The sequence below is a fragment of the Brevundimonas intermedia genome, assembly GCF_027922165.1.
GTDB classification, from domain to species: domain Bacteria; phylum Pseudomonadota; class Alphaproteobacteria; order Caulobacterales; family Caulobacteraceae; genus Brevundimonas; species Brevundimonas intermedia.
The window spans coordinates 1-12548 of sequence record NZ_BSFD01000010.1 but is presented as its reverse complement, the minus strand read 5'-3'; the positions used below and the strand labels follow the sequence as shown (position 1 = coordinate 12548).

The window sequence follows — 12548 nt, the reverse complement described above, 5'->3', positions numbered from 1 at the left end:
GATCAGGCGGCCGCGAGGCGCTTCACGCCGGCGATCTCGAGGAAGTTGGCCAGCATGTCGTGGCCGTGTTCGGTGGCGATGGATTCCGGGTGGAACTGGACGCCGTGGATCGGGCGGCTGCGGTGCTGGAGCCCCATGATTTCGCCGTCGGCGGTCCAGGCGGTCACCTCGAGACAGTCGGGCAGGGTTTCACGCTTCACCGCCAGCGAATGATAGCGGGTGGCGGTGAAGGGGGAGGGCAGGCCGGCGAAGACGCTGTGGCCGTCGTGCAGGATCGGCGAGGTCTTGCCGTGCATCAGGGTCTTGGCGCGGATCACGTCGCCGCCGAAGGCCTGGCCGATGGCCTGATGGCCCAGGCAGACGCCCAGGATCGGCATGGAGGCTGGGGCGCTCTCGATCAGCGGCAGGCAGATGCCGGCCTGATCCGGGGCGCAGGGGCCGGGGGACAGCAGGACGGCGGCGGGGTTCAGCGCCCAGGCCTCGTCCGCCGTCAGATCGTCGTTGCGCACCACATGGGTCGGCGCGCCCAACTCCGCGAGGTAGTGGACGAGGTTGTAGGTAAAGCTGTCGTAGTTATCGACGACGAGGATCATGATCTGGCTTCTAGGCGTGACAAGCCGCCGCGCCAAGCGTGCGCGGCGTTAAAGCGCATCTTAACATTGGCGGGGGCAGATGGGGGTTGTGAAACTGAGCGCCGAAAAAGACATCGCCGACAAGATCGCCGCCGCCAAGGCGAAGCTGGTCGTGGTCGAACCCAAGCCGATCAGCCCCTATGCGGCTCTGGGCGCCGCCGCCCTGGCCGCGACGGCGGCCGTGGTCATGGCTGGTGTCGTCGTGTTGGGGCCGGGCGTCCGCTTTGACGAACCCCCGGCGACCTACGGGCCCTAGCGATTGCCGGTGCGGAAGCGCCAGGCGTCGTCGGCGGCCCGCATCGGGGCGCGGGCCTTATGCCGGGTCTCGGCGTATTCGGCCGCAGGATCGCTGTCGGCGACCACGCCGGCGCCGGCCTGGACGAAGATCTGATCATCAGCGAACAGGGCGGTGCGCAGAGTGATGCAGATGTCCGCCTCGCCCCCGGCCGAGATGTAACCGACGCCGCCGCCGTAGCCGACGCCGCGCTTTTCGGTCTCCAGCTCGTCGATCACTTCCATGGCCCGCACCTTGGGCGCGCCCGACAGGGTGCCGGCGGGAAGGGCCGCGAGCAGGGTGTCGACGGCGTCCAGCTTCGGATCGGCCTTGCCGCGCACATTGGAGACGATGTGCATGACCTGGCTGTAGCGTTCGACGACGAAGCTCTCGGTCACCTCGACCGTGCCCGGCGCGGCGACGCGGCCGACGTCGTTGCGGCCCAGGTCCAGCAGCATCAGATGTTCGGCCCGCTCCTTGGGATCGGCCAGCAGTTCGACCTCCAGGGCCTTGTCCGCCTCGGGCGTGGCGCCGCGCATGCGGGTGCCGGCCAGGGGGCGGATAGTGACCTGGCCGTCCTTGAGCCGGACCAGGATCTCCGGGCTGGAACCGGCCAGCTGGAAGCCTTCGAAGTTCAGATAGAACAGATAGGGCGACGGGTTCTGGCGACGCAGGGAGCGGTAGAAGGCGAAGGGATCTTCGGTCCAGGGGGCCGAGAAACGGTGGCTGAGCACGACCTGGAAGATGTCGCCGGCGGCGATATAGTCCTTGGCTCGGGCCACCATCTCGCCGAACCCGGCCTCGTCCACAGGCGAGGCGAAAGCCGGGGCGGGCGTAGGCTGAGGCGCAGCGCGCACCGGCAGAGGCTCGCGCAGGCCGGTTTCGAAGGCGTCCAGCCGGGCGACAGCGGCGTCGAAGGCTTCACGCGCGTCGCCGCCCATGTCGGGATAGGCGGCGGAGACCAGGATGATCTCCTGGCCGACCGAATCAAAGATCGCGACCAGGGACGGGCGGGTCAGGACCGCATCGGGCAGGTTCAGCGAATCGGGATTGGGTTCCCCCAGAGGCTCGAGCAGGCGCACCATGTCGTAGCCGAACACGCCGAACAGGCCGGCGGCCATCGGCGGGAGGCCCTCGGGCAAGTCAAACTTCGAGGCGGCGATCAGGGCGCGCAGCGACTGAAGCGTCGGCAGGGCCTCGGGCGTGAACCGGCCCTCGGCGACGGCGGGGCCGCGCGCCAGCTCCGCCGCGTTGGAGCGGCAGCGCCAGACCACGTCCGGGTCCAGGGTCAGGATCGAATACCGGCCTTTGACCGCGCCGCCCTCGACCGACTCCAGCAGACAGGCATAGGGCCGGCTGTGACCGAGTTTCAGATAGGCGGAGACCGGCGTCTCCAGGTCATCGATGACGCGCCGCACCAGCACCTGCGGCCGACCGGCCGAAAGGCCGGCGGCGAAGGCGTCGAAATCGGGTTCGCCGGAAGCCGCCTCGGTCATTGGGCCGGAGCGGCGGGGGCGGTCGGCTCGGCGGCCAGGCCCAGGGCCTGACGCGCCAGGGCGACGTCGTTCTTGGCCTTGGAGCGTTTGGCGCCGGCGGTCATTTCCGTCTGCACCATGGCCTGGACCATTTCCTGGGTGATGCGCGGGCGGGCCTGTTCCGCCAGCGGGCCGGCGACCGCGGGGTTTGCGGCGCGAACATTGTCGACTCGGCCGACCAGATAGCCGTTCTCGCCGGGTTGCGAGAAGACCTGGCCCTTGCCCTGGCCGAACAGGCCTTGGAGCGCGCCCTGACCGAGCGACTGTTGCGTGGCCTGGTCGCGCACCACGCCGGTGCGGACCGTCAGGGGCGCGTTGACCGAGCGGGCCACGGCGGCGATGTCCTGGCCCTGGCGGACGCGGCCGGCCAGTTCCTCGGCCTTGGCGGCCAGACGGCGCGAGATCTCACGCTGGGTCCATTGGGCGGCCAGGGGCGCGCGGACCTCCTCCAGGGTCGGCAGGGCCGACGGACGGATATCGTTCACACGCACGGCGAAATACTGGCCCTGGCCGGCGTCGATGACGTCGCTCTCGCCGCCCTTGGTCAGGCTCCAGGCCGTTTCGAAGACCTGGGGCGGGGCGTTCAGGGCCTGGCCGTTCGGCAGCTTGCCGTCCTGGGTGAAGGGGGGCAGGTCGACGACCCGGCCGCCGGCGTCACGGGCTGCGTCGGCCAGATTCTTGCCGGCGGTGCGGGCGGCTTCGTATTTTTCGACCTTGGCGTAGGTCTGGCCCTTCACGTCCTCTGCGCGCAGTTCCTGGACGATCTGCTCGCGCGCGCTTTCCAGCGTGGCCGGTCGGCCCGGCTGGACCGCCGTCAGCTTGACGACGGCGAAGCCGACGCCGGCCTGGACCGGATCCGAGACCTGGCCGGCTTGCAGGCCGAAGACGGCGGCGGCGGTCGCGGCGTCGCCGATGGCGGCGCGAGGCGTGGCGTTGAAGTTGGCGGGCTGGATGCTGTTGGCGCGACCGACGTTTTCAGGCGACTGACCGGCGCGCAGAGCGGCGGCGATCTTCTGGGCCACGTCGCGGTTCGGCGCCGTCAGCGTGACGAAGGTGCGGGTTTCCGGCTGGCTCAGGCTGTCCTTCTTGAACTCGAACCGCTCGCGGATCCGGTCGTCGGAGATGGAGGGGGCGGCGCCGGGGTCGGGCGTGAACAGAACGACCGAGACCATGCGGAACTCCGGCGCGCGCAGACGGGCGGCGTTCTCCTGAATATAGGCGTTCAACTGGGCGTCGGTGGGGGCGGGAACCTCGCCCGCCATGGCGGGCGTGACCTCGAACCAGCGGCCATCGCGGGTTTCGAAAGCGGCGCCGGCGAGCAGGGCGCCATAGATGCGCGGCGCGCGGGCGCCCGCGAAGACGGCGGAGCCGAAATGCTCGGTCGCATACTGGTCGCGCAGATCCTGCTCCAGCATGGCCGGGGTCAGGTTCTGCTGGGCCAAAGCGGTCTCATAGGCCTGTTGATCGAACTGGCCGGTGACGGAGTTGAAGAAGGCCGGGATCTGGCGGATCTGCTTGACGATCAGCTCCTTGCCCGGGCGGATGCCTGCCTTCCAGGCCCAGTTCAGGAAACCAAGCTGTTCGGTCTGGCTGTCCAGGAAACGGGTGTGGATGTTCTCGGCGATCAGGTCCTCGTTGGTCACGGGACGACCGGCCTGCTGCTGGATGTTTTCGCGCACCCGCCCGAAGGCGGCGGTGAACTCGGCCTCGTTCATCGAACGGTCGCCGGCGTCGATCACATGTTTCGGCCCCAGGTTGGCGAAGACATCCATGCGGGCGCCCACGATCACGAAGCTGATCGCGATCAGCACGAGCAGGGCGGCGGCCCACTTGGAGCGCGAGAAGGCGCGGAAGGCGGTGATCATTCGAAGACCCGGAGATGTGCCGACAGTGGCGTCGCTCCGGCGTATAGTCGGGCCGGGCGCGCCCCCGCAAGGACGGCGTGGTGTCCAGATTGAGGCGCCCCCCTTGGCTTGCCCGTTTCCTCCCCTTAGAGAGGCGCGATGAAACAATCCGTGAAGCTGATCGTCGGCAATTGGAAGATGCACGGCGTGGCCGCCGATCTGGTCGAGGCCCGAGCGCTGATTGAAAGCGTCCATGATGTGCGGGCCGATTGCCGCATCGCCCTGTGTCCTCCCGCGACCCTGACGGATCGCATGCGACAAGTCTTGGCCGGCGGGCGGATCGAACTGGGCGGCCAGGATTGCCACCAAGCGCCGTCGGGCGCCTGCACCGGTTCGGTCTCGGCCGAGATGCTGGTCGATGCTGGGGCGACCCTGGTGATTTTGGGACATTCGGAGCGTCGCGGCGCCTTCGGGGAAACGAACGAAGAGGTGTCGGCGAAGGTCGAGGCGGCGATTGCAGTGGGGTTGGAACCCATCGTCTGCGTCGGGGAAACGCTGGAACAACGTGAGGCGGGGCAGGCGGCGGCGATCGTCAGCGCCCAAGTCGAGGGCTCGCTGGCGGACGGTCTATCCGAACGACCTTTTGCGGTGGCCTATGAGCCGGTGTGGGCCATAGGCACGGGCCTGACGCCTAGCCTGGAGCAGATCGCAGAGGTTCACGCCGCCGTGCGGTCGGCCATGATCCGGCGTCTGGGGCAGGCGGCGCGGCGGGCTCCGATCCTCTACGGCGGGTCGGTGAAGCCGGACAACGCGGCCGAAATCCTGGGCGTGTCCGAGGTCGGCGGCGCCCTCGTCGGGGGGGCTTCGTTGAAGGCCGAGGATTTCCTGAAGATCATTCGCGCGGCCTGACGTCGGCTTGAGGTTTGCCCCTCGGCGGCTTCGGTGATAGAGGCCGCCGCTTGATCGGCGCAGCTCCGCGCCTACATGAATGACGCCATGCTCCAGACCATCCTGCTCGTCGCCATCATCCTGATCGCCGTCTCCCTGACGGGCGTCGTGCTGCTGCAACGTTCCGAGGGCGGCGCCCTGGGCATGGGCGGCGGCCCTTCGGGTTTCATGACGGCGCGCGGCGCCGGCAATCTGCTGACCAAGATCACCTGGATTCTGGCCTTCCTTCTGTTCGGCCTGACGATCGTGCTGACGGTCGTCGGCAATATGGATCGCGCCTCGGTCTCGGTGATCGACGCCGACGCCGTCGGCTCGCTGGCCACCACGCCGCAGACCCAACAGCAACAACCCGCGCAGCCGCAACCGGCCGCGCCGGCTCAGCCGGCGGCGCCGTCGCTGGACGATCTGGAAGCCAGCCTGCCGTCGGCGACGACGGCGCCGGCGACCGCTCCGGCCCAGCAGCCCGCCCAGTAACGGGCCGATAAACGACCCGACGTCCCGAAAGCGCGCCGCAGGGCGCGCTTTCTTCTTTTGATCAACAGTTCGATTCGCGGCGGCCGATGCGTCGTTCGCGAATCATGGAGTAAGGTGTCCGCCCATGGCTCGCTATGTGTTCATCACCGGCGGCGTGGTTTCCTCGCTAGGAAAAGGCCTCGCCTCCGCCGCTCTCGGCGCTCTTCTGCAGGCGCGCGGCTACAAGGTCCGCCTGCGCAAGCTCGATCCCTATCTGAACGTCGATCCGGGCACGATGAGCCCGTACCAGCACGGCGAAGTCTTCGTGACCGACGACGGGGCCGAGACCGATCTGGACCTGGGCCACTATGAGCGGTTCACCGGGGTGTCGGCGGCCAAGTCCGACAATATCACCACGGGCCGGATCTATTCGACCATCCTGGAGAAGGAGCGTCGCGGCGACTATCTGGGCGCGACCGTCCAGGTCATTCCGCACGTCACCGACCAGATCAAATCCTTCTGCCTGACCCCGGCCCTGACCGATGAGGGCGATGCCGTCGACTTCGTCCTGGTCGAGATCGGCGGCACGGTCGGCGACATTGAGGGACTGCCCTTCTTCGAGGCCATCCGCCAGCTGGGGCAGGACCTGCCGCGCGGCCGGTCGTGCTTCGTCCACCTGACCCTGCTGCCCTTCATCAAGACGGCCGGCGAGATGAAGACCAAGCCGACGCAGCATTCGGTCAAGGAGCTGCGCTCGATCGGCATCCAGCCGGACATTCTCCTGTGCCGCTGCGAACAGCCGATCCCGGCCGAGGAAAAGCGCAAGATCGGCCAGTTCTGCAACGTCCGCGAAAGCGGCGTCATCCAGGCGATGGACTCGGCCGACATTTACGCCGTGCCGCTGGACTATCACCGGGAGGGGCTGGACCGGGAAGTCCTGGCCCATTTCGGCATCGAGGACGCGCCCGAGCCCGATCTGTCGCGCTGGAAGGAGATCGCGCGCCGCAGACTGCACCCGGACGGCGAGGTCACCATCGCGGTGGTCGGCAAGTATACGGTGCTGAAAGACGCCTACAAGTCGCTGATCGAGGCCCTGCACCACGGCGGGGTCGCCAATAACGTCAAGGTCAATATCGACTGGGTCGAGGCCGACACCTTTGAAGGGGACCCCGAGGCCTGCGAGGAGCGGCTGCAGGGCGCCCACGCTGTGCTGGTCCCCGGCGGCTTCGGCGAGCGCGGCTCGGAAGGCAAGATCGAGGCGGCGCGGTTCGCTCGTGAACGCAACATCCCGTATTTCGGCATCTGCTTCGGCATGCAGATGGCCGTGATCGAGGCGGCGCGGAACTTGGCCGGCTATCCAAAGGCCTCGTCCACCGAGTTCGGTCCGACCGCCGAGCCGGTCGTGGGCCTGATGACCGAATGGACCCAGGGCAATCAGCGGGTATTGCGCCAGCAGGGCGGCGACCTGGGCGGCACCATGCGGTTGGGCGCCTATGATTCGACGCTGACCGAAGGCTCGAAGATTGCGGAGATCTATGGCTCCACCGCCATCAGCGAGCGGCATCGCCACCGCTATGAGGTCAATATCAACTATCGCGAGGCGATCGAGGCGAAGGCTGGATTGGTGTTCGCCGGCTTGTCGCCCGACGGAGTCCTGCCGGAGACGGTGGAGCGGCCGGACCACCCGTGGTTCATCGGCGTTCAATACCATCCCGAGCTGAAGAGCCGGCCGTTCGCGCCGCACCCGCTGTTCGCCAGCTTCATCGAGGCGGCCGTGGTGCAGAGCCGGCTGGTCTGATCAAACCGCGTTCACGGACCTGCGATTCCGCTCGGTATCGGTTTTGCAGTAAAATGCCTGGAACGGATCGAAATGGGACGATCCGACAGGATGGACCGTCGATGATCGGCGCCTTGCTTTATCACCTGCACCGGCATGTCCGCCTGGTGTTGATCGCCGGCGGACTGGGTTTCGTCATCGGCGTGGCTGTAGTCGGCTATGAGGTCGTGCGCAGTCTCGAGGCGCAGTCGGCCCACTCGGCGGAGACCGAGCGGGCCTGAGCCGTCAGTCGATCTTCAGGCGCATGAAGACCATACCGCCGTCCGGATCGCCGCCGTAGATCGGCTCCAGCGCGTCCGGCACGCGGTTCACCGCATAGAGGGCGCCGAGGCCGAAGCGGACGCGGGGGGCGATCCGCCAGTCGCGCACTGCGCCCAGCGAGGCTTTCCCAACCGTGTAGAGGGGGCCGTGGCCGCCATCGACGCCGGGGACCAGTTCGTCCGTCTCGATCCGCTCGGCGCGGGCGAACACGGTCCAGCGGTCGTTCGGATGGACGGCGGATTCCAGCAGCCAGCCGTCCTTGGACTCGTCGTGACTGTTGGTCTTGCGGCCCCAGGCCAGGGCCGAGGACCACCAGCCGGTCTCGCCCAGGCGCCGGGTGTGGATCGCGCTGGCCGACCATTTGGTCTCGTCCTCGTCGGGCTCCAGCTGTTCCGGGGCCGAGACATCGGCGTAGGAGGCCTGGAGCGACCAGTCGGCGGTCGGGTTCCAGGAGCCACGGACCGACCAGCTGTCCAGTTTGGGCGTGTCGATGCCCCAGCGTTCCTCGTCCGGTTCGCGTCCCTTGAAGGCCGAGGTCTCGATCTTGAACCGGTCGTGGGCCCAGCCCAGGGTGGTGACGCCGAAGACGATATGGGTCGAGTCCAACCAGTGGTGGGTGATGGGCGCCTCGGGACTGTCCATGGCGCTCATCCGGTGCATGAAGGCGGGCGGGCCAAAGGCGGGCTCGCCGGGCAGGCCGATGTAGCCGTAGAGGCTGTCCTTGTCGGACAGGCGCTTCGAATAGCTGGCCGACAGCTCCATGAAGAAATCGTGCGGGTGCTGGCGATCGACCAGGGGATCGACGCCGTTCGCCGTCTCGCCGGCGGCGAGCAGCAGCGGATAGCCGGACTTGCCCATCAGGGGGTCGGGGCTGAGCATGGCGCGCAGGTTCAGGGTCGAGCCGTCGTCGAAGTCGCGGCGGGCCGTGGTCATCAGCATGCCCGAGACGAAGGTCTTGTCGCCGCCGCGCGGCCCGGACTGGGTGTCGTAGGTCAGGTTCAGCAGGGCGTGGGTCATCACCGTCCAGTCGCCTCGGACGGTGTGGATGCCGGCGTGTTCGCCGGAGTCGGGCTGCCAGCTGGTGCCTGACGCGTCGCGGCTCATGGGCCAGGGGCCGTAGGGGCTGGTCATGGCGTGGGGCATGTCGGCCATGTCGTGGCCGGCGTGAGGGTCGGCGGCGGGCGCCGCCTGATGATGGGAATGGTCCTGCGCCGTCGCAGCCTGAGCGAAGGCGAGCAGGGAGACGCCGGCGAGGGCGCCGACGAGCGTATGGGGAGCCATGAAGGCCTCCTTGAATGATCGTGACTGAAGGCGCCGGGAGGGGCGCGGGGGTTCAGGCGATCAGGAGGCGGGGCGGGCCGGGTTCGGGCGAGAGCAGGAGCCCGGCCGGGACGTTGAACAGCGGGGCGGTGAGGCGGGCCGGGGAGACGGTCGGGTCGGGATCTGAGGCGGGGTCGAGGTTGGGCGCCGCCACGCAGGCGACGCAGCAGGCCATCACCTTCATTGTTTTGCCGGGGGCTTTGACGGGTTGGTCAGGCGTCTGGTCCGGGGCGGCGTGGCTGGTCTCATGGCAGGGCGATGAGGCCGTGGCCGGCGACGCCGAGACGCCGACGGCGCCCAGCGTCAGCACCGCAAGGGCGCCGATCAGCAGCAGGAGGGACGAGACGATCTTCACGCCGCCGAGGATAGGCGCTGCAACCCCCCGTCGCAATGGATCGGCCGTGTCATTCACCGCGCCGGCTTCTTGTCGACCAGGGGCAGGCCCGGCGCGTCCGGCGGGGTCTGACCGCCCGCGCCCAGTTCGCGCTGCATGAAGACGACGTCGCGCCAGTCGTCGTGTTTCCAGCCCGCCGCCTTGAAGATTCCGGCGTCGGCGAAGCCGCGTTGGCGGTGCAGGGCGATGGAGCCGGCGTTGTCGGAATCGCCGATCACGGCGACCATCTGGCGCAGGCCCAGGGCTTCGCAAGCGAGGATCAACTCGTCGAGCAGGGCGCCGGCGACGCCGGCGCCCCGGGCCTCGGGCGCGACATAGATCGAGTCCTCGACCATGTAGCGATAGGCCTGGCGGGTGCGGAACGGGGCGGCGTAGGCGTAGCCGACCACGGCGCCGTCGATCAAGGCGACCAGGCGGGGCAGGCCCAGGGCCTGGACCGAAGCGAACCGGGCGGCCATCTCGATCTCGTCCGGCGGCTCCAGCTCGAAGGTGCCGCGTCCGTTGGCGACGCTTTCGGCATAGATGGCGGTGATGGCCGCCATGTCGGCGGGGGTCGCCTCGCGGATCAGGACGTCAGGCCGCATCAACCCAGCAGCCGCGCGGCCTGGGGGGCGAAATAGGTCAGGACGCCCGCACAGCCAGCGCGCTTGAACCCGTGCAGGGTCTCCAGAACGGCGCGGTCGTGATCCAGCCAGCCGTTGGCGACCGAGGCCTGCATCATCGCGTACTCGCCCGACACCTGATAGGCGAAGGTCGGGACGCGGAAGGTCTCGGAGACGCGGCGGACGATGTCGAGATAGGGCATGCCCGGCTTGACCATGACCGCGTCGGCGCCTTCCGACAGGTCCATGGCGACCTCCTTCAGGGCCTCGTCCGAGTTGGCGTAGTCCATCTGATAGGTCTTCTTGTCGCCCTTCAGCGCAGTCGAGGAGCCGACGGCGTCGCGATAGGGGCCGTAGAAGGCCGAGGCGAACTTGGCCGCATAGGACAGGATCAGGGTGTCGTGGAAGCCGTTGGCCTCCAGGGCCTCGCGCACCGCCTGGATGCGGCCGTCCATCATGTCGGAGGGGGCGACCACGTCGGCGCCGGCGTGGGCATGGATGAAGGCCTGTTCGGCGAGGCGGTCCAGGCTGGCGTCGTTGACGATCCGGTCGCCCTCCATGACGCCGTCATGGCCGTGGTCGGTGTAGCAGTCCAGCGCCACATCGGTCATGACCCCGATCTCGGGCGCGGCGTCCTTGATGGCCTTGATACAGTCGGGGATCAAGCCGTCAGGATCGGTGGCGCCGGTGCCGACCGCGTCCTTGATGGCGCCGTCCACGTTCGGGAACAGGGCGATCATCGGAATCCCCAGGTCGCGCGCCTCGACCGCCGCTGCAGCGGCCGCCTTGGGCGACAGGCGGAAGACGCCGGGCATGGAGGCGACGGGGACGCGGTCCTCGGCGCCGTCGTGGACGATCAGCGGCCAGATCAGGTCTGCGGGGGTCAGGACGGTCTCGGCGACCAGGCGGCGGACCCAGGGACTGGCGCGCAGACGCCGGGGACGGGCGAGCGGGAAGGGGGCGGGCTGATAGGGAAGCATGGACGGGTGACTTTCGAAATCTGTCGCCGGACTAGCGCCGCCGGGGCCGGGGCGCAAATCGCGTGAGGCTTCGGATCGTTTCCAACGTGATACCGGCTTGCGCGGAGCGACGAAATGCGAGCCTATCTCGGCAGAATCCGGCGCGACAAAATCAGGGAGACGGCGATGATGAGACGTTTGGCGGCGAGCGCGGCGGTGCTGGCCCTGGCGGCGGGGCTGTCCGGCTGCGTCATCATCGCGTCCGAGGGCGAAGAGCGGATCGTCGTCGCGGACTCCTCGGGTCCGGCGCTGGATCTGGGCGCGCCCGCCTATGTCTCGCTCTATACGGATGCCGTCGCCGATCCGAAGCGTCCGGCGGAAGAGGTCGCGCGCGATCCCCTGCGCCATCCGGCCGAGATTCTGGCCTTCGCCCAGCTGGCGCCGGGCGACAAGGTGGCCGATGTGCGCCCCGGCGCCGGCTATTTCACCCGTCTGTTCTCGGACGTGGTCGGGCCGACCGGCCGAGTCTATGCCTTCGTGCCCGAGCGGACGATGGCGCGCGAGAACCCGCTGGCCGACGCCCTGGTCGCCGCCTATCCCAATGTGACGCGGGTCAACGGCCTGCTGGACGCCATGACCTATGACCAGCCGCTGGACATGGTCTTCATGAGCCAGGAGTATCACGACTTCCACATCCCCGGTTTCAACACCGATGTGGCCAAGATGAACGCGGCCGTGTTCGCGGCCCTGAAGCCCGGCGGCCGCTATATCCTGATCGATCACGAGGCGGCGGCGGGAGCCGGGATCTCGGCGGTCCAGACCCTGCACCGGATCGAGGGCGACTATCTGAAGCGCGAGGTCGAGGCCGCGGGCTTCGTCTTCGAGGGCGAGAGCGCGGCCGTGGCCAATCCCGAGGACGACCACAGCCTGAACGTCTTCGACGCGGCCATTCGCGGCAAGACCGACCAATTCGTCTATCGCTTCAGAAAGCCGGGCTGAGGGCTTCAGAGTCGGGAACGTCGGTTGAACGGACTCTCGCCTCCCGCGCCTCCCGCGCCCGTCTGAGGGCGCCGGCCTCGGCCCGGAGAAGCGGGCCGGGGACGATATAGTCGGCATAGACCGGGCGGCGCCTGGCCTTGAACTGCCGCAGGAACAGACCTTCGCGCTCGGTCAGGGGTTCGGCTTCGCCGGCGGCGATCAGCTCGAGCCGGTGTCGCTGCAGCGCATAGGCGAAGGCGTCGTCATGGCGGGCGTTGGACGGGCGGCGACGGCGCATCGGAGTCTCCTTCTGGACGTGGGTGAATTGGCTCTGCCTTCGCGGGAAACCCGCGAAGTCGGGGAGGGCTCGGGACGCCGGGTCTGCGCCCGGAGTGGATATGTTTTTACCGTTTCGGCGCAGGCGTCGTCCCGAGAGGCCGTTTTCCACACGCGCTCCGGCTGGCGGCCCTCGTCTTCGAGCCTTGCCGGATCGGCGGGCCGCCTTGCGACG

General features: G+C 68.5%; 14 protein-coding genes. 6 read left to right on the top strand and 8 right to left on the bottom strand.

Annotated elements, in window-relative coordinates; genetic code table 11:
* Positions 1-2: 2 nt before the first annotated feature.
* Positions 3-593 carry an anthranilate synthase component II gene (locus tag PKE72_RS12625; protein ID WP_267513650.1) on the bottom strand — a complete coding sequence of 197 codons (591 nt, stop codon included), beginning with the start codon at positions 591-593 and terminating at the stop codon, positions 3-5.
* Positions 594-681: 88 nt separating this feature from the next.
* Between PKE72_RS12625 and PKE72_RS12620 the strand changes: the two genes are divergently transcribed.
* Positions 682-888 carry a hypothetical protein gene (locus PKE72_RS12620; protein ID WP_035307384.1) on the top strand — a complete coding sequence of 69 codons (207 nt, stop codon included), beginning with the start codon at positions 682-684 and terminating at the stop codon, positions 886-888.
* Here the strand turns inward: PKE72_RS12620 and trpE are convergent.
* Both trpE and PKE72_RS12610 read right to left on the bottom strand, forming a co-directional pair.
* Complete coding sequence (gene trpE / locus PKE72_RS12615) at positions 885-2402, bottom strand: anthranilate synthase component I (protein WP_271165737.1); 1518 nt, start codon at positions 2400-2402, stop codon at positions 885-887. The genes PKE72_RS12620 and trpE overlap by 4 nt on opposite strands.
* The gene (locus tag PKE72_RS12610) at positions 2399-4306 is read right to left on the bottom strand and encodes a peptidylprolyl isomerase (protein ID WP_271165736.1); all 1908 of its coding nucleotides are present in this window, start codon (positions 4304-4306) and stop codon (positions 2399-2401) included. Before PKE72_RS12610 ends, trpE begins: the two co-directional genes overlap by 4 nt.
* A gap of 138 nt (positions 4307-4444) precedes the next feature.
* On the opposite strand from PKE72_RS12610, the gene tpiA reads away from it, so the two are divergent.
* The 4 genes from tpiA to PKE72_RS12590 all read left to right on the top strand — a co-directional run bounded on the left by tpiA (position 4445) and on the right by PKE72_RS12590 (position 7744).
* Positions 4445-5194, top strand: a complete 750-nt coding sequence (gene tpiA / locus PKE72_RS12605) for a triose-phosphate isomerase (protein ID WP_271165735.1) — start codon at positions 4445-4447, stop codon at positions 5192-5194.
* Between the two features lie 87 nt (positions 5195-5281).
* Positions 5282-5707, top strand: coding sequence for a preprotein translocase subunit SecG (secG, locus tag PKE72_RS12600; RefSeq protein WP_373878098.1), 426 nt, complete (start codon positions 5282-5284; stop codon positions 5705-5707).
* Between the two features lie 124 nt (positions 5708-5831).
* A complete protein-coding gene (gene pyrG / locus PKE72_RS12595) occupies positions 5832-7484 on the top strand; it encodes a CTP synthase (protein WP_271165733.1) in 1653 nt (550 codons plus the stop codon).
* Between the two features lie 101 nt (positions 7485-7585).
* Positions 7586-7744, top strand: coding sequence for a hypothetical protein (locus tag PKE72_RS12590; protein ID WP_271165732.1), 159 nt, complete (start codon positions 7586-7588; stop codon positions 7742-7744).
* A 4-nt stretch (positions 7745-7748) separates the two neighbouring features.
* On the opposite strand, the gene PKE72_RS12585 is transcribed toward PKE72_RS12590, so the two are convergent.
* The 4 genes from PKE72_RS12585 to hemB are packed head-to-tail and all read right to left on the bottom strand — an operon-like array spanning position 7749 to position 11080.
* Positions 7749-9065, bottom strand: a complete 1317-nt coding sequence (locus PKE72_RS12585) for a hypothetical protein (RefSeq protein ID WP_271165731.1) — start codon at positions 9063-9065, stop codon at positions 7749-7751.
* Between the two features lie 52 nt (positions 9066-9117).
* Complete coding sequence (locus PKE72_RS12580; protein WP_271165730.1) at positions 9118-9516, bottom strand: hypothetical protein; 399 nt, start codon at positions 9514-9516, stop codon at positions 9118-9120.
* Positions 9513-10082 (bottom strand): GNAT family N-acetyltransferase, encoded by a 570-nt coding sequence (locus tag PKE72_RS12575; protein WP_271165729.1) that lies wholly within the window; start codon positions 10080-10082, stop codon positions 9513-9515. The genes PKE72_RS12580 and PKE72_RS12575 overlap by 4 nt, the downstream gene beginning before the upstream one ends.
* A complete protein-coding gene (hemB, locus tag PKE72_RS12570) occupies positions 10082-11080 on the bottom strand; it encodes a porphobilinogen synthase (protein ID WP_271165728.1) in 999 nt (332 codons plus the stop codon). Before hemB ends, PKE72_RS12575 begins: the two co-directional genes overlap by 1 nt.
* Positions 11081-11245: 165 nt before the next feature.
* Here hemB and PKE72_RS12565 point away from each other — a divergent pair, with 165 nt between their 5' ends.
* Entirely contained in the window at positions 11246-12058 is an 813-nt protein-coding gene (locus PKE72_RS12565; RefSeq protein WP_271165727.1) for a class I SAM-dependent methyltransferase, read from the top strand.
* Here PKE72_RS12565 and PKE72_RS12560 read toward each other — a convergent pair.
* The gene (locus tag PKE72_RS12560) at positions 12042-12335 is read right to left on the bottom strand and encodes a hypothetical protein (protein ID WP_271165726.1); all 294 of its coding nucleotides are present in this window, start codon (positions 12333-12335) and stop codon (positions 12042-12044) included. The two genes, PKE72_RS12565 and PKE72_RS12560, sit on opposite strands and share 17 nt — an antisense overlap.
* Positions 12336-12548: the final 213 nt, after the last annotated feature.